The organism is Actinacidiphila sp. bgisy144 (assembly GCF_057708105.1).
On the sequence record NZ_JBYIRM010000046.1, the window covers coordinates 15,140 to 34,511 of the forward strand.

At 76.8% G+C, this 19,372-nt stretch carries 13 protein-coding genes; 5 read left to right on the forward strand and 8 right to left on the reverse strand.

Annotated elements, in window-relative coordinates; all coding sequences use genetic code 11:
* Window positions 1-15: 15 nt before the first annotated feature.
* Entirely contained in the window at window positions 16-438 is a 423-nt protein-coding gene (locus AC3EVP_RS34015) for a roadblock/LC7 domain-containing protein (protein ID WP_335979893.1), read from the reverse strand.
* On the reverse strand, window positions 435-3,185 hold the full coding sequence (locus tag AC3EVP_RS34020) for a sensor histidine kinase (protein ID WP_435136860.1): 2,751 nt from the start codon (window positions 3,183-3,185) through the stop codon (window positions 435-437). The genes AC3EVP_RS34015 and AC3EVP_RS34020 overlap by 4 nt, the downstream gene beginning before the upstream one ends.
* Window positions 3,186-3,374: 189 nt before the next feature.
* Here AC3EVP_RS34020 and AC3EVP_RS34025 point away from each other — a divergent pair, with 189 nt between their 5' ends.
* Window positions 3,375-3,779 (forward strand): hypothetical protein, encoded by a 405-nt coding sequence (locus AC3EVP_RS34025; RefSeq protein WP_335979897.1) that lies wholly within the window; start codon window positions 3,375-3,377, stop codon window positions 3,777-3,779.
* A gap of 30 nt (window positions 3,780-3,809) precedes the next feature.
* Here the strand turns inward: AC3EVP_RS34025 and AC3EVP_RS34030 are convergent, their stop codons facing one another.
* The 3 genes from AC3EVP_RS34030 to AC3EVP_RS34040 form a co-directional block, all read right to left on the reverse strand.
* A complete protein-coding gene (locus AC3EVP_RS34030) occupies window positions 3,810-8,501 on the reverse strand; it encodes a hypothetical protein (RefSeq protein ID WP_435136863.1) in 4,692 nt (1,563 codons plus the stop codon).
* Between the two features lie 118 nt (window positions 8,502-8,619).
* Window positions 8,620-9,504: a hypothetical protein gene (locus AC3EVP_RS34035; protein WP_435136866.1), complete on the reverse strand. Its 885-nt coding sequence runs from the start codon at window positions 9,502-9,504 to the stop codon at window positions 8,620-8,622.
* 99 nt (window positions 9,505-9,603) lie between these two features.
* Window positions 9,604-11,076, reverse strand: coding sequence for a hypothetical protein (locus tag AC3EVP_RS34040; protein WP_435136933.1), 1,473 nt, complete (start codon window positions 11,074-11,076; stop codon window positions 9,604-9,606).
* A gap of 225 nt (window positions 11,077-11,301) precedes the next feature.
* Here AC3EVP_RS34040 and AC3EVP_RS34045 point away from each other — a divergent pair, with 225 nt between their 5' ends.
* From AC3EVP_RS34045 to AC3EVP_RS34055, 3 genes are read left to right on the forward strand one after another with little or no spacing between them, the layout of a single operon-like run.
* A complete protein-coding gene (locus tag AC3EVP_RS34045; protein WP_435136869.1) occupies window positions 11,302-12,078 on the forward strand; it encodes a LamB/YcsF family protein in 777 nt (258 codons plus the stop codon).
* On the forward strand, window positions 12,075-12,767 hold the full coding sequence (locus AC3EVP_RS34050; RefSeq protein ID WP_435136872.1) for a 5-oxoprolinase subunit B family protein: 693 nt from the start codon (window positions 12,075-12,077) through the stop codon (window positions 12,765-12,767). Before AC3EVP_RS34045 ends, AC3EVP_RS34050 begins: the two co-directional genes overlap by 4 nt.
* Window positions 12,764-13,636: a 5-oxoprolinase subunit C family protein gene (locus AC3EVP_RS34055; RefSeq protein ID WP_435136875.1), complete on the forward strand. Its 873-nt coding sequence runs from the start codon at window positions 12,764-12,766 to the stop codon at window positions 13,634-13,636. Before AC3EVP_RS34050 ends, AC3EVP_RS34055 begins: the two co-directional genes overlap by 4 nt.
* Window positions 13,637-14,045: 409 nt before the next feature.
* On the opposite strand, the gene AC3EVP_RS34060 is transcribed toward AC3EVP_RS34055, so the two are convergent.
* Genes AC3EVP_RS34060 through AC3EVP_RS34070 form a run of 3 tightly spaced genes read right to left on the reverse strand, consistent with a single transcriptional unit; the run spans window position 14,046 to window position 17,325 of the window.
* Window positions 14,046-14,954, reverse strand: coding sequence for an SGNH/GDSL hydrolase family protein (locus AC3EVP_RS34060; RefSeq protein WP_435136878.1), 909 nt, complete (start codon window positions 14,952-14,954; stop codon window positions 14,046-14,048).
* Window positions 14,951-16,207 carry a glycosyltransferase gene (locus tag AC3EVP_RS34065; RefSeq protein WP_435136881.1) on the reverse strand — a complete coding sequence of 419 codons (1,257 nt, stop codon included), beginning with the start codon at window positions 16,205-16,207 and terminating at the stop codon, window positions 14,951-14,953. The genes AC3EVP_RS34060 and AC3EVP_RS34065 overlap by 4 nt, the downstream gene beginning before the upstream one ends.
* Window positions 16,204-17,325 carry a glycosyltransferase family 4 protein gene (locus AC3EVP_RS34070; protein ID WP_435136884.1) on the reverse strand — a complete coding sequence of 374 codons (1,122 nt, stop codon included), beginning with the start codon at window positions 17,323-17,325 and terminating at the stop codon, window positions 16,204-16,206. The genes AC3EVP_RS34065 and AC3EVP_RS34070 overlap by 4 nt, the downstream gene beginning before the upstream one ends.
* A 450-nt stretch (window positions 17,326-17,775) precedes the next feature.
* Between AC3EVP_RS34070 and AC3EVP_RS34075 the strand changes: the two genes are divergently transcribed.
* Entirely contained in the window at window positions 17,776-19,200 is a 1,425-nt protein-coding gene (locus AC3EVP_RS34075) for a HEAT repeat domain-containing protein (RefSeq protein WP_435136887.1), read from the forward strand.
* Window positions 19,201-19,372 lie beyond the last annotated feature (172 nt).

A 19,372-nucleotide genomic window follows, 5' to 3' on the forward strand; every position in this document is an offset into this window, starting at 1 on the left:
TTCAACACATCGCGGTCAGCCGCTGAGCGCCGCGCCGCCGCCGTGCCGCGGCGCGCTGCCCAGATGGACCCCGACCCGCTTGACCAGCAGGGCCATCTCGTAGGCGACCTGCCCGACATCGGACTCCGCGTCGCTGAGGACCGCGAGGCAACTGCCGTCGCCGGCCGCGGTGACGAAGAGGAACGCGTCGTCGAGTTCCACGATGGTCTGCCGGACCCGGCCGGCGTCGAAGTGCCGCCCGACGCCCTTGGCCAGGCTGTGGAAACCGGAGGCGACGGCGGCCAGGTGCTCGGAGTCCTCGCGGGTCAGCCCGTCGGACGCGCCGATGGACAGACCGTCCCCGGAGAGCACCAGCGCCTTGCGGATGCTGGCCACACGGGCGACCAGATCGTCAAGGAGCCAGCTCAGCTCGCGTGTCGCGCTGGATGGTGCCGTCATCGGCCGTACTCCTCAGGTGTTGTTCGTGTGGTTCGTGTCGCGGATGTCGATGGGTCGTCGTCGCCGGCCGGGGGCGTCGGCTCGGGGTCGGCGTCGACCGAACGGCCGCGCTGCCAGCCGCGCTGGAGCGACGCCATCCGGTCGCGCACCTCCTCGGCGGTCCGCTCACGGGCGGCGCCCTCCTCGGCCCGGCGGACGGACTGCGTGGTGTCGGCCCGCAGTTGCGGGGCCAGGTTCGCCTGGCGGACCCGGCGCGGGAGGACGGTGCTGCCGGAGGGGACACCGGGGACGGCGCCGGGTGCCGCGGGTGCGGTGGGTGCCGCCGGTGCCGCCGGTTCGGGGCTCTGCGGGGACGGCGCCGGGCCGGGGTGACGGGCGCCGCCGCGGCGGGTCGGCAGCGGCCCCGCGCCGTCGCTATCGTGCGGGACGGCCTGCACCGGCGGCCCCGGGTCGCGCGGGGCCGGTGCCCCCGTGCCCCAGGGCCACTGGGTGTTCTCGTCCTGGTCGGGCCCGCCCCGGTCGTGCCCGCCCTGGTCGGCGGGCAGTTCGGGCGTGTCGCGGGCGGGCTGCTGCGGGTCGCCGACCGCGCGGCCGTGGTCGGTGACCAGCATCGGCGCGGTGCGCTTGCGGCGGCGCGGCAGTCCGAACGGCGTCTGGCCGGCGGGCTCGGCGGCCGGGCGCGGCGCGGGTGGTTCCTCGGCGTGGACGGCGTGCTCCTTGTGCGGCTCGCCGCCCGCGCCGTCCATCCCCCACTGCCGGAAGGTGTGCTCGGTGTCGCCGGGGTACGTCTGCTCCGCGGCCACCATCTCGTCGTCGGCGGCGTCCAGCCGGGTCGCACCGGTGTCGGCGTCGCCGGTCTCGGTGAGCAGCGCCGAGGGCACCAGCACCACTGCGGTGGTGCCGCCGTACGGGGACTGGCGCAGCGAGACGCGGACGCTGTGCCGCTGGGCGAGCCGGCTGACCACGAACAGGCCGAGCCGGTCGGTGTCGGACAGCTCGAACTCGGGGGTCTCGGCCAGCCGCAGGTTCGCCTCGAGCAGCGCGTCCGGGGTCAGGCCCAGGCCGCGGTCGTCGATCTCGATGACGAAGCCGTTGGCCACCGGCTCGCCGTGCAGCCGGACCTGGGTGTGCGGGGGCGAGAACACCGCGGCGTTCTCGATGAGTTCGGCGAGCAGGTGGGTGAGGTCGGCGACGGCGGCCCCGGCCACGGCCAGCCGCGGCAGCCGGCGCACCTCGATCCGCTCGTAGTCCTCGACCTCGGCGACGGCGGCGCGCACCACGTCCATCAGCTGCACCGGGTTGCGCCACTGCCGGGAGGGGGACGCGCCGGAGAGGATGACCAGGCCCTCGGCGTGCCGCCGCATGCGGGTGGTCATGTGGTCCAGCCGGAACAGGTCGGCGAGTTCCTCAGGTTGCTCGGTGCGGCGTTCCATCGCGTCGAGCAGGGTGAGCTGGCGGTGCAGCAGCACCTGGCTGCGCCGGGCGAGGTTGACGAACACGTCGGAGACGCCCTTGCGCAGGTCGGCCTGGCGTACGGCCGCCTCGACCGCGGCCCGCTGGAGGACGTTGAGCGCGCGGCCGACCTGGCCGATCTCGTCGTCGGAGTACTCCAGCCGCGGCACCTCGGTCTCGATGTCGACCTGCTCGCCGGAGGCGAGGCGGCGCATGACGCGCGGCAACCGGGTGCCGGACAGCTCCTGGGCCTCGCGGCGCAGCCCGGTCAGGTCGCGGATCAGGCCGCGGCCGATCCGTACGGACACGATCAGCGAGGCGACCACCGCGATCAGGCCCAGCCCGCCGGCCAGCGAGGCTTCCACGACGAGGGTGGTGGGCACCGGGGCCGCGCTGTCGGTGAAGTCGACGACGACCTGCTCATCGAGCTTGTTGACGTCGGTGATGGCGGTACCGGCGACCGTCGGCCAGGACTGGTGCGCGGCGACGATCGGCGCGTCGGTCGGGGTGGCGGCCGACACCGCGTCCTGCGCGGCGCGCAGTTGCTTTCCCGCGGTGCTCTGCCAGAACGCCTCGAACCGGGCGCGGTCCGCCTTCGCCAGGACCGGTACGTTGTCGTCGTAGTAGCCGCGTTCCACGGCGACGGCGGAGGTGAACGCGGTCAACTCGTCGCGGCTCATGTGGCCGGTGCTGATCGCGGCGCCCATCAGGGCGTCCTCGCGGGAGATCTGCTCCTCGGCCCTGATGACGCCGATACCGGCGGTGCGCTGCGGCTCGATGTTCGTGTTGTCGATCAGGTAGAGGCTGTCGCAGAACGCGAACGCCGGTGCTTCGAAGGTGTTGTAGCCGGCGTAGGTGTCCTCGCGGGAGATGTGCTGGTTGTCCACCCGCTGGCGCAGTCCGGTCAGGCCGTCGATGCCGGAGAAGAAGGCGTCGAGGTGGGCGCGGGCCTGGGAGTTGATGTCCTTGGTCACACCGCTGCCGGAGATGTCGGTGCGCAGCTCGGCAATGGCCGAATCCGTCACCTGGCCCTGCTTCTCGAAGGCGGTCCGCGCCTGCGAGTCCCGGGTGTTGGCGATGTACAGCAGTGCCGCCTTCCGCTCCTGCTGGAGACTGCCCAGCGCGTTCTGGAGCGGATAGAGCACCTTGTTCGCTATTCGCTGGGGATCAGGCCGTCCGAACACCGCACGGCTGGTGATCGTCGCCGCAAAGACCCAGATGGCGGTGAGGGACACCAACGGGATCAGCAGCAGCGCCACGATCTTCCGGCGGATCGTCGTACCGCGAAAGCGCATGGCCTCCCCAACGTCTCACCCCGGAACGGGGATCGGTCTGTGGCGTGCAAACGGCGTGAGCCTACTACTGCACCACTGGCAACTCGAAAGTGAGTCCGGAGGGTCACCCGGGTCTGGCTGGAAAGTGCCACCTTTTCGAGTGATGGATCGGGCGGAATGCGTACGGACGTTTCGGGGCAAGCACCTTCTATGGAGTTCGAACACCGGTCGATGTGGGAGGAACAGCCCGTGGGCGCGCGGCGGATGCCCGATCCGGTGCGGGCGGCCGCGGTGCGGGCGGTGCTGATCAGTGCGGTCGCGCTCACCGAGGCGCTGGCCAGCGTGCTGCTGGCCGCCGGCGACTCCTGGCTGAGCGCGCCGGTGACGCTGGCCACGGTGCTGACCAGTGTCGTGGCGAGCTGGGCGGTGCTCGACGTGTGGGTCACCCGCCAGGTGTGGAACCAGCGCAACGGAGTGGTGTCCAGCCCGAGCAGCGCGGCGCGCGGCCTGCGGCGGGAGCGCCGCCGCGCCCGCCGTGCGGCGCGGGCCGCCGCCCGCCGCGGCCCCGGCCATCGGCGGCACATACCCGGCGGCCCGCTGCCGGGCGGGGTCTGAGCAGCCGCGGGCCGGGCCGGGGCGCTTCGCTCACGCCTCCACGGGGCGGCGGAACATCCGGGTTGCGGTGATCTCGCCGTGCACCTGCTCGCCGCGCGGGTCGGGCACCGGCAGGCCGGGCCGCAGGTGCTCCTCCACGCTGATGTACTTCAGCCCGGCCCGCAGGTCCGCGTCGTTGCGCAGCCGCACCACGAGCGGGAACTCGGCGAGCGCGGTCGTGTCGAACAGGCCGGTGGTGTAGAGCAGTTGCACGCCGAGCGCGTCGGCGACCGCGCGCTGGAGCTCCAGCAGGTAGGTGGCGTTGGCGCGGCCGATGGGGTTGTCCAGGAAGAGGGTGCCGGCGTGCCGCTGGCGGTCGCGGCCGCGGTCGTTGCTGCGCAGCGCGGCCATGGTGCAGTACAGCGCGATGGCGGCGGTGAGCAGTTGCCCGCCGGAGAACACGTCGCCCATCTGCCCGACCGGCACCCGCTCGGCGCGCAGCACCGCGTCGGGCTTGAGGATCTCCACGGCGACCCCGCGCGGCTCGAGTGCGGCGGCGACGGCGCGCAGCAGCAGGGTCATGCCGTCGCGCCGCAGGTCGGAGTTCTTGCGGACGGCGGCGCGGGTGGCCTCGTCGATGACCTCGCCGAGCCGGTCGGTGAGCAGGGCGTGGTCGGGGTCGTCGAAGCGGATGCGCAGGAACTCCTGCCCGGACCACTCGCCGAGCCCTTCCGGCAGCCGGGAGAGCCGCTGCGCGGAGCGGAGCGTGGCGAGGGAGGACTCGACCAGGCCGCGCAGCCGGTCCACGATGCTGTCCCGGTTGCGCTCCAACTGGCCCAGCTCGTCGGTCAGCACCCGCAGCCGGGGCGCGAAGGCGGCGGCCCAGGCGGCGGCGTGCTCGGGCAGTGAGGAGGCGGGCAGTTCCCGGATCTGCTGGCGGGCCGGGGTGCGCACCTGCTCGTAGCGGACCGCGTTGGCGTGCCGGACCAGCACATCGCAGGCGTCGCGCAGCTGGGTGTCGGCGGCGGACAGGTCGGCGGCGCAGCCGCGCAGCCCGCGGCGGGCCTCGGCCGCGGCCTGCCGGGCCTCGGCGAGGCTGCCGGGGTAGGGCTCGGGTTCCTCCTCCTCGGCCGCCGCGTGGGGGCCGTCGCGCAGCAGGTCGCGCAGCAGGGCGGCGGTCTCGTCGAAGCCGCTCGCGGCGTCCTCGGCGGCGCGGTGGGCGCGGACGATGTCGGCGTGTGCGGCCCTGGCCTGCTCCAGTTCCTCCTGGTGGGTGGCGAGTTCGGCGTTGGCGGCGCGCAGCAGCTGCTGGGCGTGGTCGGCGTCGCGCGGGGTGAGCGCGTCGGGCAGTTCCGCGTGGGCGTCGCCGTCGGCGGGGGCGAGGCGTTCGGCGTCGGCGCGCAGCCGGCCGAGTTGCTCGCTGGCCGCGGACTGGCGTGACTCCAGGGTCTGTACGAGCTGTTCGGCGCGGCCGGCCGCGGCCTGCCGGGAGGGGCCATCGGCGCCGTCGGGTCCTTCGAGGAGCTGGGCGGCGCGGCTGCGGACCTTGTTGCTGAGGCGTTCGAGTTCGGCGAGCGCGGCGTTCTCGGTGCTCTCCGCGCGGGCCTGTTCGGCGCGCAGGTCCGCGCCGACGCCGACCTGCTCGTAGACCTGCGAGGCCGCCCGGTACGCCTCGCGCAGCGCGGGCAGCGACACGGTGGACGGCGTGTCCGGGTCGGGCTCGGGGGTGTCCTCGGGGGCGCCGGCGATCTCCGCGCGCTCGGCACGCAGCACCCGCGCGGTGCGGCGGGCGTCGTCGGAGGCGCGCTGGGCGGCCCGGCGGTCCTCGTCGGCGGCGCGCGCCCGGTCCAGGCAGGTCTCCGCGCGGGCCTCCGCCTCGGCCGCGTCGGCGGCCAGTTCGCGGGCGCGGCGCTGCCAGTTGGCGCGCTCGCGCAGCCGGTGGGCGAGCCCGGCGAGCTGGTCCGCGCGGCGGCGGGCCTGCTCGGCGGCCGCGCGGCGCGCGTCGTGGTCGGCGCCCGCCTCGGCGGCGGCCGCGTCGGCCTCGGCGCGCTCCTCGCGGGCGGCGGCCAGCTCGGCGCGGGCGGCCTCGGCGGTGTCCTGGGCGGCGGCGACCTCGGCGGCGAGTTCCGCCAGGCGCCCGGGCGGGCAGGACGCGCGCCAGGACGCCAGGCGCGCGGCCAGGCCCCGGTCGTGCGCCAGCCGGGCGGCGAGGGTGCGGATCTCCTCCTCGCGGGCGGCGGCCCGGGCACGCAGTTCCCGGCGCTCGCCGTCGGCGGCCATCTCGTCGTGCATCGCCGGGTTCGGCGGCACCAGGAACACGTCGGGGGCGTGGTCGGCGGCGGGCGGCGGGGCGAGCAGGGCGGCCGCGGTGCCGACGGCGACCGTGGATCGGGGCAGCAGCGCGGCCTGGGCCAGCGCCTCCCGGGCCCGGGCGTAGGAGTCCGGGTCGGTCACCACGACCCCGTCGACCAGCTCCGGGCGCGCGGCCATCACGGCGGCGTGGTCGGCGGGCGGGACGGCCTGGGCGAGGTAGCGCCAGCCGGGCAGCGCGGGCACGCCGTGCTCGCCCAGGAACTCCACGGTGGCCAGGACATCCGGGCCGGGCGGCAGCAGTCCGCCGTCACCGAGCGCGCCCAGGATGCGGGCGTCGTCGGCGGCGGCGGTGCGCAGCTCGAACATCTGCCGTTCGGCGGTGGCCACCGCGTCCTCGACCAGCTCGCGCAGCGGCTCGGCGAAGCGGTCCAGCTCCTCGGCGCTCAGCGGCCCTTCGGGGCGTACGGGGCTGCCGGCCGCGGCCGGGGGGACGGGGCTGTCGGCCGGGGGGACGGGGCTGTCGGCCGGGGGGATGGCGCCGTCGGCCGGGGGGATGGCGCCGTCGGCCGGTTCGGCGGTGGTGTGCTCGCCCAGGCCGAGCAGTGCCAGCGCCCGCGCGTCCGTGGTCAGCGACGCGGTCGTGTCGAGCGCCGCGCGCTGGGCGGTGGCGGCGGCGGTGAGCGCGTCCGCGGCGCGGGCCGCGGCGAGTTCGGCGCGGGCCTCGGCGGCGGCGGCCTCGCGGGCGCGGGCGCTCGCCGCGGTCGCGGTGTCCGCGGCGGCCTTGGCCAGGGTCTCCGCGGTGCGCTCGGCGTCGGCGGCGGCGAGCGCGGCACGGGCCGGGTCGGCGTCGGGCGCGGTGTCGTCGAGCCACCCGGCGCGGACCGCCTCGGCGGTCTCCTGCTCGACCTCGGCGAGCCGCTGTCCGAGGTGCCCGCTCTCGCTGCGGGCGCGCTGCGCCTCGGTGGCGGCGGCGGTCGCGTCGCGGTGGGCGCCCTCGGCGAGGGTCTGGAGCGTGGCGGAACGCTCCTCCTCGTCGTCGGCTTGCCGCTCGGCCCGTACGGCGGCGCCCTGGAGCGCCCGCACCAGTTCGGCGGCGGCCTGGGTCCGGGCGGCGAGGGCGGGCGCCGCGTCGCGTTCGGCGGCGCGGATCGCCTCGGTGACGCGGGCCAGCCGGTCGCCGGCGGCGCGGTGCCGCAGCACCGTCTCGGCGGTCTGCCACGCGGAGTGCAGCGTGCGGGCGTCGGTCAGCTCGCGGCGCAGCGCCGCGGCGCCCTTCTCGGCGCCGGCCAGCGCCAGCGAGGCGTGCCGGTAGGCGAGTTCGGCGGCGATGCGGGCGCTGCCGGCCCTGGCCTGCTCGGTGTCGGTGACGGTGTGGGCGGCGTCGGCCATGTCCTGGGCGAGGTCGGCGGCGCGGGCGCGTTCCTGCCGGGCGCGGGCGGACAGCCGCCGGGTCAGCACCCGGGTGCGGCGCTCGGACTGGGCGTGTACGCCGCGGGCCTGGTCGCGTACGGCGGCGGCCTCGACGATCCGGTCCAGCAGGTCGAGCGAACCGGCGGTGAAGTCGCGCTCGGCGGTGAGTTCCGCGCGGCGGCCGAGTTTTCCGGCGAAGCCGTGCACCAGGTCGGCGAGGCCGTCGGTGTCGCGGGTGTCGGTGACCGCGCGCAGCAGCAGGTCGGTGAAGTCGGAGTCCTTCTTGACCGCGAACAGGCCCGCGGCCTCGCCCTCGTCGGCGTTCATCTCCCGCTGGTAGCGGAAGAGTTCGGGGTCCAGGCCGAGGTCGCCGAGGTGTTCCTTCCAGCGGTCGTGGATCTCCTCCCAGACGACCTCCAGGTGCGGGTACGCCTTGCCCGCCTCGGTCAGCGCGTCGCGGAAGCCCTTCATGGTCCGGCGGCGGCCGCGCGCACCGGACGCGCCCTCGACCGGGGGCCGGACCGCGGTGGCCTCGGCGACCGGCAGGGAGTCCAGGCTGAGGCCGGGGCCGGGGCGGAAGGAGTACCAGGCTTCGGCGAACTTGCGCGGGTCGGAGGAGACCTGGCGGCCGCGCCACTCGCTGACCTTGCCGACCACGACCAGTTCGCCGGTGAGGGTGTGCTGCCACTCCAGGGCGACGTGGCCGCAGTCCTCGGCGAGCAGGAACTTGCGCAGCACGCCTGAGCTGGCCCCGCCCAGGGTGTTGCGGTGGCCGGGGAGCATCACCGAGAAGATCAGCTTGAGCAGCACCGACTTGCCGCCGCCGTTCTCCAGGAAGAGCACGCCGGCCGGGGCGGGGCGGCGCGGCGGCCCGGTCGGCTCGTCGGCGAAGAAGTCCCCCTGGGCGGGCGCGGGTTGAGGCACGGGCTCGCCGACGCCGCGCAGGTCGAGGACGGTGTCGGCGTAGCGTGCGCCGGCCGGCCCGATCGAGTAGAGGCGCAGCCGGGAGAGCTCGTACATGCGGGGGGCTTTCGTTGTCGGGAGGGGTCGGGGTGGTCGGGGGCGCCTGAGGTGCTGGGTATGGGGACAGGCGCAGGTCGTCGGGTGCCGGGGGGCGGGTCGGGGTCAGCGCCGGTGGTCAGGTGCCGGCGTGGAAGGGCAGCCCCGCGTCGGCGGCGAGGTCCGCTGCCTCCCCGTCGGCGGCGGGTACGAGGCTGGCGGTGCCGTCGCCGACCGGTACGACGCCGAGTTCGAGGAGCTCGGCCATCGCGGCGCTGCCCGCCATGTCGCGCACCTGGAGCTGGTAGCGGGCGGTGGTGCGGTAGGTGCCGCCGGACTCGTCGCCCGTGCGCTGGAGGAAGCCGGAGTCGACGAGGAAGGCGACGGCCTTGCCGATGATGCCGGTGGTGGAACTCGCCAGCCGCCGGGCGTCCTTGGTGGCGCCGGTGGCGCTGCGCCGGGTGTAGACGCGCCAGGCCGCCTCCAGGCCGGGGGCGTCGCTGGCCGGGTCGGTGTTCTCCCCGCTCTCGTCGGCGCGCTCCTCCAGCCGGCGGCACGCCTGCCGGACGAAGGCGTCCACGCCGTGCACGGTGATCCGGCCGATGTACCCGTCGTCGGCGAGGTCCTCGGGACGGGGGAAGGCGAGCGCGGCCGCGGCGAGGTGGGCCAGGCCGTGCAGGAAGCGGTCGCCGGAGTCGGAGGCGGCGCGGCGGGCGTAGTCGCCCATCCGGACCGCGAAGACCGAGTCCTCGGCCGCGGCGACCGCCATGCCCGCCCGCGGCGAGACCTCCAGGACGATCAGGCCGAGCCCGGCCGCCACGGCGTCGGCGATCCGGGCGAACGCCGGGTCGTCGCGATGGCGGCGGACCAGTTCCGCGTACTCGGTGTCGCGGGCCGGGACCAGTTTGGGTTGCAGGCCGAACCCGACCAGGCGGGCGGCGTCCGCGACGTCGGCGGGCACGATCGGGGACGGCCCGGCCGCCTCGCCCGACTCCCGCGGGTCGTCCTGCCGATCGGTGCTCACGTCGTGCGTTCCTTCTGCTGCCGGGGGCTGTTGCGCTGCCGGGGGTGGTCGGTGGGGGCGGCCGGCGGCCGGGGTGCGGCCGGGTACATGGGGTCGTCGTCATCCGTCATGCTCGGCGCCTCCGGCCAGCAGCGCGGTGCCCAGGACGAGGTCGGCGCCGCCGAACTCGGGGTCGTCGAGCACAGTGCCGTCGTCCACCGCGAACAGCAGCCGCGGTTCGCCCTGGCGATGGGCGGTGCCGACCGGCGGCGAGGCGGCGTGGATGGCCAGCAGCGCCACGAGGTAGGGCAGGTCGGGGTCCTGGCGGCGGGCCTCGGCGAGCAGGCCGGACAGCCGGCGCGGCGCGTCGGGCGGCAGGTCGAGCAGGGCGAGCGCGGACTCCAGCTGCTCGTCGCTGAACCGGGAGTCGTCGGGGGTGGCCACGAGGTCCGGTTCGGGCATCTCCGCGCCCAGGTGGTCGCGTTCGGCCGGCGGGGTGAGCAGCAGGTCGACCAGGTCGGTGACGCGGACGGCGCCGGGGGTGCGCAGACCGGTGCCGCGGGCGAAGAACGCGTCGGTGACGCGGGAGGCCTGCTCGACCGGCAGCGGCAGCAGCGGCGCGACGAGCTGCCCGTACAGGTCGAGTCCGGCGCGGGCGGGCGGCGCGGCGAACGCCTGCCGGTCCTGCTCGGCGCGGAAGAGCGGCCCGGCCTCCAGCAGCCGGGACTGGAGCTGGGTGTGGCGGCGGATGCAGTCCTTGACGATGTCCACCAGCTCGGCGGCGCGCCGCTTGTGCTCGGGCTCCTCCGCCTCGTCGCGCGCCTTGCGGATGTTGGTGAGGATCGCGTTCTCGTGCCGGTAGCGGTCGGCGACGTGGTCCAGCGCCTCGGCGATCATGTCGGGCACCTGGCGCAGCCAGTCGACCGCGCGGACATTGCGCCGGGTGGCCTCCAAGGTGCGGCGCAGGGTCTCGGCATACTGCACCGTGCGGTAGCGGGCCTGCTCGGCGGCGAGTTGGGCGTCGGCGAGGCGGCCGCGGCTGATCAGCACCTCCAACTTGACCTCGGCGGCGATCTGGGCGCTGGTGACGTCGGTGTCCAGGGCGCCGACCAGGACGTTGACCGCCTCGTCGGTGGCGCGCAGGTAGACGGTGCCGCCGGGGCCGGCGACCTCCTCGATCAGCTTGAAGTCGTAGTCCCGGCGGACGTAGGCGCCGTCGGCGCCGAAGGTGCCGTAGACGGCGCGGAAGCCGCGGTCGGCGCTGCCGACGTTGATCAGGTTCTCCAGCACCCAGCGGGCGACCCGCTCGTGTTCGGCCTGGGCGCGGTCGGGGGCCTGGGCGGCGACGCGGGGCAGCAGCCTGGCCACTATCTGGTCGTGGTCCGCGCCGGTGTCGAAGTCCATGTTGAGGGTGACCAGGTCGATCGCGGCCAGCGCCACTTCGGCCATCGCGTAGACCGAGTACGCCCCGGCGAGGTTCGCCTTGCGGGTGTCGAGGTCGTGCAGCGGCGCGGTGCAGGCCAGCGCGCGCAGCCGGCGGGCCAGCCCCTCGTCGGCCGCCGGGCCCGGCGCGGGGCGCGGCGCACCCGGCAGCGGCTGCGGCTGCTGCCGCGACTGCTGCGGCGGAAGGTGCGGGACGGTCGTGGTCACCCCCCAACACTAGGCGCTGCCACCGACAACACACGAAACGGCACGGATGCGTACGGGGTGGACGGGGGGCTGTGGACAACGGGGGCCGCGCGGCCGCGGGAACTGCCATGATCGTGCCATGGGCATCGGCGGGCGATGCGCGGCGGACTCGGGGGGACGGGGATCATCATGGCGCGGCAAGCGGCGGCACCGGCGGCGATCGACCTCAACGCCGACCTCGGCGAGGGCTTCGGCCGCTGGCGGCTGACCGACGACGAGGCGCTGCTCGCGGTCGTGACGAGTGCGAACGTGGCGTGCGGCTTCCACGCGGGCGACGCGGCGACGATGCGGCGGGTGTGCGACCTGGCCGCCGCGCACGGGGTGCGGATCGGCGCGCAGGTCTCCTACCGCGACCTGGCGGGCTTCGGGCGGCGGGCGATGGACGTGCCCGCGGACGAACTGGCGGCGGAGGTGGCCTACCAGATAGGCGCGTTGGAGGTGTTCGCGCGGGCGGCGGGCGCGGTGGTGGCGTATGTGAAGCCGCACGGCGCGCTGTACAACCGGGCGGTGCACGACGCGGAGCAGGCCGAGGCGGTGGTGGCGGGCATACGGCTGGCGGGGCCGCTGCCGGTGCTGGGGCTGCCCGGTTCGCGGTTGCTCGCGGCGGCGGAGCGGGCCGGGTTGGCCGCGATACCTGAGGCGTTCGCGGACCGCGCGTACACCCGGGCGGGCACCTTGGTGCCGCGGCGCGAGCCGGGCGCGGTGGTCGCGGACGAGGAGGCGGTGGTGGCCCGCGCGGTCGGGCTGGCCCGCGACGGCCGGGTGGCGGCGCTGACCGGGGAGCCGGTCGCGGTCGCGGCGCGGTCGCTGTGCCTGCACGGGGACACCCCCGGCGCGGCGCTGCTGGCCGCCCGGGTGCGCGGCGCCCTTCAGGACGCCGGGCTGCGGGTGGAGGCGTTCGCGTGACCGGCGCGGCCGATCCGGGTGCCGGGGCGCCGGCCGTACGGGCGTTGCGGGCCGGGGCGTCGGCCGTCCTGGTCGAGGTGGCGGACGGCGCGCAGGCGCAGGCGCTGCACGCGGAGCTGGAACGGCGCCGCGCGGCCGGTGCGTTGGGCGCCGTGGCGGAGGTGGTGCCCGCGGCCCGTACGGTGCTGGTCGACGGGCTCGCCGACCCGCGGGCGTTCGCGGCGGACGTGGTGCGCTGGCAGGTGCCGCCGCTGCCGCCCGCCGCCGCGGACACCGTCGAGCTGCCCGTACGGTTCGACGGGCCGGACCTGGCGGAGGTCGCGGCGCTGTGGGGCATGTCGCCGGCGGGTGTGGCCGAGACCGTCGCGGGGACCGGCTTCCGGGTGGCGTTCTGCGGGTTCGCCCCCGGGTTCGGGTATCTGACCGGCCTGCCGCCGGAGTTGGCGGTGCCGCGCCGGGCCAGCCCGCGAACCGCCGTACCGCCGGGGTCGGTCGGCCTCGCCGGGCCGTACGCCGGGGTGTATCCGCGGTCCTCGCCCGGGGGTTGGCAGATCGTCGGGACGACCGACGCCGTGCTGTGGGACACCGGCCGGGACCCGGCGGCCCTGCTCGCGCCCGGCACCGCCGTCCGCTTCCGGGACGTCGGCCGGGCCGCCCGCCAGGACGTCCGTCTGCCGGGTATGCGGTGAGCGGCGCCGTGCTGGCCGTCGTACGCGCCGGCGTCCTCACCACCGTCCAGGACCTCGGGCGGCCCGGATACGCGCACCTCGGGGTGCCCGCCTCCGGCGCCCTCGACCGCCCGGCGCACCTCCTCGCGAACCGCCTGGTCGGCAACTCCCCCGGAGCGGCGGGGCTGGAGACCACCGTGACCGGCTGCGCGATACGCCCCTCCCGCCCGCTCGTCGCCGCCGTGACGGGGGCCGCCTGCCCGGTCCGGGTGGACGGCCGCCCCGCCGCCTGGGGCGCGCCCGTCCGGGTCCCGGCCGGTGCGGTCCTCGACGTCGGCGCCGCGACCTGCGGGATACGCTCCTACGTCGCCTTCGCCGGGGGGCTCGACCTCCCCCCGGTGCTGGGCAGCCGTGCGGCCGACCTCCTCTCCGGGCTGGGGCCCGCGCCGCTGGTCGACGGTGCCGAACTCCCCCTGGGCCGCGCACGCTTCGGCCCGGCCGGCGGCTGCGACGTCCTTCCGTACGGTCCGCTCGGTGCCGAACTCGTCCTTCCGCTGGTGCCCGGGCCCCGTACGGACTGGTTCGCGCCCGGCGCCCTCCGTGCGTTGGCGCGCGGGCGCTACACCGTCTCGCCCGCCTCCAACCGGATCGGCCTGCGCACCCTCGGGCCGCCCGTCGCCCGGGTACGCCATGAGGAGCTGCCCAGCGAAGGGATGGTGCTCGGGGCGGTTCAGGTCCCCCCGGACGGGCGGCCCGTCGTCTTCCTCGCCGACCACCCCACCACCGGGGGGTACCCCGTCATCGGGGTCGTCCCCTCCCCAGCGGTCGCTGCCGCGGGCCAAGCCGCCCCCGGGACCCCCGTACGCTTCGTCCCCACGTCCCTCCGCTGACCCGGCGCGGTTCCCCGCGGCTCCCCTCCTGCCCCGTGCGGTACGTACTCACCCGCGGATGCGTGGTGGCTGGTCGCGCAGTTCCCCGCGCCCCAGGGGGCTGCCCCGTGCGCTGCGTGCATACCCGCCGGTGCGTCATGGCTGAGCGCGCAGTTCCCCGCGCCCCCAGGAAGCTGCCCCTCACGGTACGTGCCTAACTGCCCATGCGTCGTGGCTCAGCGCGCAGTTCCCCGCGCCCCCAGGGGGCTGCCCCGTGCGGTACGTGCGTACCCGCCGGTGCGACGTCGGTGGGCGTGCCTCGGGGACGTGCGGGTTCTCCGCGGCGCGCAGCCCCGTCAGGGGCGCGGGGAACTGCGCGACCGGCCCGCGGACGGACAACCCACCGCATGGGGCAGAACCCCGGGGCGTTTTACGGGGGGAGGTGGAGGGAGGCAATCGCTTGGGCCGTGGCGTGGCGGGAGGCGAGGTCGAGTTGGGCGACGTTGCCGCGCAGTCGGTGGCGGTACTCCTCGAGGGCGAGCCGGAGGAGGTCGGGGAGGAGGTCGCGGCTGCGATCGGCGACCCAGCGGGACCCCTTCGTCGCCATCCACCAGGTGGAAGCGGCGCGCCCGGGGGGAGGCCGGTCGGGCTCGAGCCGGGGCGGCGGCCCACCCGCGAGCCCGCGGGAGGCGAGCAGCGCGTGGAAGTCGTACGCGAGCAGGCGGTGCCCCCGTTCGCTGGGGTGGAGCCGGTCCGCGCTGAGCGCGCCGGGCGAGGTGGCCCAGGGCCGGTCGGCGGCGTGGAGGTGGAGCGCGCCGTGGTGCGCGGACAGCGCGTGCACCACGGAGTTGAGCGCGGCCATGCGGCGGGCGAGCGGCCGGGCCAGTGGCCAGGGCAGCCGCAGGACGCTGCCGGGGTCGGGCAGGCAGGCGGTGAGGATGTCGGCGCCGGAGGCACGCAGCGCGCCGAGGGTGAGGTGGAGGTCGGCGGCGACCTGGTCGATGGCGAAGGCGCCGCGCAGGGTGTCGTTGCCGCCGACGAGGACGGACGCCAGGTGCGGTCGGCACGCGAGGGCGACGGCGAGTTGGCGTCCGGCGACGTCGCCGGAACGGGCGCCGCTGCGGGCGGCGTTGACCACGTGCACCGCCCCGGGCCGCTCGCCGACGGCGTCCGCGAGGAGCGCGCCCCAGCCGCGCCAGCCGCCGGGCACCGGATCACCGACCCCCTCGCTCAGCGAGTCCCCGAGCACCGCGAACCGCAAAGCGCCGCGCGGCGCGGCCGCCCGCAGGCCGCCCCGGTGGTCGGCGCCGGCCGGGGAGAGCGGCACGTCGGTGCTCATGGCCGCGGGTCCGGCAGGGCGGCGGCCGGGTGAACGGCGGGCCGGGCGGCGGACACGCCGTGGGCGGCGAGGAACGCGGCAACGGCAGCCGGCCACGGGTGGAGCTCGGCCCGGTCCCGGGCCCTGGCGCGCCGCGCCCCCTCGGGCACCGCGAGCAGCCGCCGTACCGCGCCCGCATACTGCGCCGGCGTCCTGGCCGCAGCGCCCGCGGACCCGATCAGCGCCGGCAGCGCGGAACGGGCACTGGCGACCACGGGCGTGCCGCAGGCCAGCGCCTCCAGCGCGGCGAGCCCGAAGGTCTCGACCGGCCCGGGCGCCAGCGCCACGTCCGCGGTGGCCAGCAGCGCCGCCAGGTCGGCGCGGCGCGCGACATGGCCGAGGAAGGCCACCGGCAGCCGCGCCGCGCGGGCCCGTTCGGTGAGCCGGGCGCGCAGCGGGCCGTCCCCGGCGACCACCAGCACCGCGGGCACACCCTGGGCGCGCAGCTGGGCCAGCGCGTCGAGCGCGTCGTCCGGCCGCTTCTCCGGGGACAGCCGCGAGCACATGACGAGCAGCGCCTCGCCGTCGCGCGCGTACCGCTGCCGTACCGCCGGGTCGCGGTGCGCGGGGTGCCATGCGGCCAGGTCCACGCCGAGCGGGGCCCGTACGACGTTGCGCGCGCCGATCCGCTCGAACTCCGCGGCCGCCCACGCGGTGGTGCACACGATGCGCGTGTAGGCGTACGCGGAGCGGCGGTTGAGGGCGTCGCCGGCCCGGCGGGCGAACGGGCCCGGGACGCCCCAGGTGCCGAGCACGCCGTCGGCGCTCTCGTGCGAGACCATCACGGACGGGATGCGGCGGCGCCGGGCCCACTCCCCCGTCCAGCGCAGCGTGGTGCGGTCGGAGACCTCCAGGCGGTCGGGGGCCAGCCGGGCGAGCAGCGCCTCGACCGGGGCGCGGCGGGCCAGCACCCGGTAGCCGCCGGTGCCGGGGATCTCGACGCCGGGCAGGGTGATCACCCGTCCCTGCGGGGTGGATTCGTCGGAGTGCTCGGCGCCGGGGATCACCAGCACCGGGTCGTGGCCGGCGGCGGCGTACCCCTCGCCGAGGTGCCGCAGCGCGGTGCGCAGGCCGCCGGAGACGGGCGTCACGAAGTTGGCCACGCGGACGATGCGCAGCGGCCCGGTCGCGGCGCCGCTCGTGCCGCTCGGGCAGCTCGTGCCGCTCGGGGCGCTCGGGGAGCTCGGGGAGCTCGGGGAGCTCGTGCCGCTCATGCCGCGGCCACCTGGCGGCCGGTGAGGACGTCGGCGTAGTGGTCCAGGAGCTGGTCGCCGACCGCCTCCCAGGTGCGGGCGGCGACCTGGCCGCGGGCGCGGGCGCCGTAGCGGGCGCGCAGGGCGGGGTCGGCCTGGAGCCGCCGTACGGCCTCGGCGGTGGCGGCGGCGTCCAGCGGCGGGACGAGCAGGCCGGTCCGCCCGTGGTCGACCAGGTCGAGCGGGCCGCCCGCGGCGGGCGCCACCACCGGCAGACCGCTGGCCATCGCCTCCTGGACGGTCTGGCAGAACGTCTCGAACGGCCCGGTGTGGCAGAACACGTCGAAGGAGGCGTAGATCCGGGCCAGTTCGCCGCCGGTGCGGCGGCCGAGGAAGACCGCGCCGGGCAGCGCGGTGCGCAGTCCCGGTGCGCTGGGCCCGTCGCCGACGACGACCACCCGTACACCGGGCAGCGCGCAGGTGGCGGCGAGCAGCTCGACGTGCTTCTCCGCGGCGAGCCGGCCGACGTAGCCGACGATCAGCTCGCCGCCCGGGGCCAGCTCGCGGCGCAGCGCGTCGTCGCGGCGGTCGGGGTGGAACCGGCGGGAGTCCACGCCCCGCGCCCACAGGTGCACCCGCGGCACCCCGTGGCCGACCAGGGCCTCCACCGAGGCGGTGGAGGGTGCCAGGGTGCGCGCTGCTGCGCTGTGCACGGCGCGGATACGGCGCCAGGCGGCGGCCTCGCCGGTGCTCAGGTACGTCCTGGCGTACCCGGCCAGGTCGGTCTGGTAGACGGCGACGGCGGGCACGCCGAGCCGGGTGGCGGCGGCCATCCCGCGCGCACCGAGGACGAAGGGGCTGGCCAGGTGCACCAGGTCGGCGCGGTGCGCGGCGACGGCCGCGGCGGTGCGGCGGCCGGGCAGCGCCACCCGCACCTGCGGGTAGCCCGGCAGCGGCAGCGACGGCACCCGTACGACGGGGCAGGGGTCCTGGCCCGGTTCGGGGACCAGGGGGCCGGCAGGGGCGACGACCAGAGGGTCGTGACCGCGCCGGACGAGGTGTTCGGCCGTGCGCAGCGCGCAGTGGGCCACTCCGTTGACGTCCGGGGGGAAGGACTCGGTGACGATGGCGACTCTCATACGGTGGTTGTCGCCGGACCGGGAGTTGTCAGGGCCACGTGGATCTTTCCCGAAGGGGAACGCCCCATGAGCGTTGGGCTCGCAGCTCACCCGGGCCGTGGGCGGCGCACCCGGAGCCGCGGGGCGGGCCCGGTGGGCCGGTCGGCGGCCCGGTTGGCGACCCGGTTGGCGGCCCGGCGACGGGCGGGCAGCGCGCGGACGGCGCACAGGTGGCGCGTAGGAAGGGCGCGTACGGCGGCGGGCGGGCGGACCGCGCGGGAGGGTGCCGGGCGAGCGGGTGCGACAGCCGGGGGCCGGAGTCGGTAGGCTTCCGCCGCCCCGTCCCCACGGGAGTCCGCACGGCCGCCAGGCATGAAAAGCCCGGTGGCCGGTAAGGATGCCGGACGGCGTGACCCGCCTGGCCACGGAAATCCCGTTGCCATGAGACCCCCCGCACCGGATGCTGACCTCATGTTCGACCCAGACATAGCGCCCAGTGGCACCCTTCTCGGCCTCCTCCAGCGAGGACGCGGGGACGGGCCCCTCCATGCCCTGGCGACCGAGCGCGCGGAGGCACTCGCCGCCCTGGAGCAGTGCGTACTGCGCGACCCCCGCCTGGACTGGCGGGTCGAGTCGCGCTCCTTGTACTACGCGCGGCTGTACTCCGATCTGGAGGGCCCGCTCGACGGGATCGAACAGCACCTCTTCCATCCCGACGACCTGCTCGCGCCCGACGAGCACCGCTGCGGGCTGGCGCTGTCCGTGCTGGGGCACCTGGCGGGGTACGGCCGCCGCGACGCGCTGCGGCTGCTGCGCCGCTACGCCGCGACCGGCGGCTGCTGGGCCTGGGCGCTGGACGAGTTGGCCGTGCGGGACAGCGAGGCGGGGCTGCGCGCGCTCGGCCCCGCGGTGGTGGCCCGCTTCCCCGCGACCGAGGAGGGCGACGCGCAGCTCGCGCTCGCCGTCCGCGAGGCGTACGAGCCGCGGCCGTGGCAGCTGTGGGCCGAGGACCCCGCCCACCCCGACACCGCGGCGCGCGTGCGCCGCGCCGGCGAGCAGGTGTCCTTCGACCGCTGGCAGCGGCAGATGCGGTCCGCCGGGCCCGCGCCCGGGTGGGGTGCCGCGGCCGTGCTGGAGTGGGCCGAGCAGGGGCTCGCGCAGTATCCGGCACTCGAACGGGACCAGCCCGCCGCGCGCTGCCTCGCCTCCGTGGCCGGGCCGGAGGACCGTCCGGCGCTCCTCGCGGCGGCCCGCGGTGGGCCCTCCGCCGCGCGCGCCGCGGCCCTGCGGTACCTCGTCGACCGGCGCGACCCCGAGGCGTTCGCCCTCGTGGAGGCCGCCGCGGCGGAGGGGTCCGGCGCGGACGAGCGGGTGGTACGCGCGGCGCTGGAGGCGTTCGAGCGGCGCGCGGACGAGGGGGCGTGCGCGCGGGCGCGCGAGTGGGCGGCGCGCACTGACGCGCTCGGGTACGCCGCCGCGCGCGTCCTCGCGCGGCACGGCGGCAGCGACGACGCCGACCTGGTGCTGGCGGCGCTGCGGCGTGCCGTGCAGGGGGGCGGGGCCGACGCCGACGGGCTCGACGCGCTCGTCGAAGGGGCTGGGCGGCTGTCCGCGTGCCGGGCGGCGCCCGTGCTGCGGCATCTTTACCGGGAGACGTCCTCCTCGCAGTTGCGCGGGGTGGCGGCCCACGCGCTGGCCGCCACCGATCCCGGCTTCGCGGCCGGGTTCGCGGTGGAGTGCCTGTGGGACTGCGAGGAGAGCACGCGAGAGCTGGCGGCACGGAAGGCCGCGTCCGGCGATGTGCGGGTGCTGGCGCAGTTGCGCCGGCTCGCCGCCGATCCGGCGGAGGAAGTCGACGTCCAGGCGGCAGTGCGGGGGCGGCTCAGCGCGGGGTGAGGGTGCCTCCGGCGGCGGGAGGAGGGTGCGGTGCCCCTGCGGGGCGTTGTCCGGGTGCGGGTGCGTTGTGGCTAGGCCCTTCCCCGCGCCCCCGGGTGACTGCCCCTTGCGGTGCGGTGCCTCGCTGCGGGTGCGTTGTGGCTGAGCGCGCAGTTCCCCGCAGGAGCGTTGC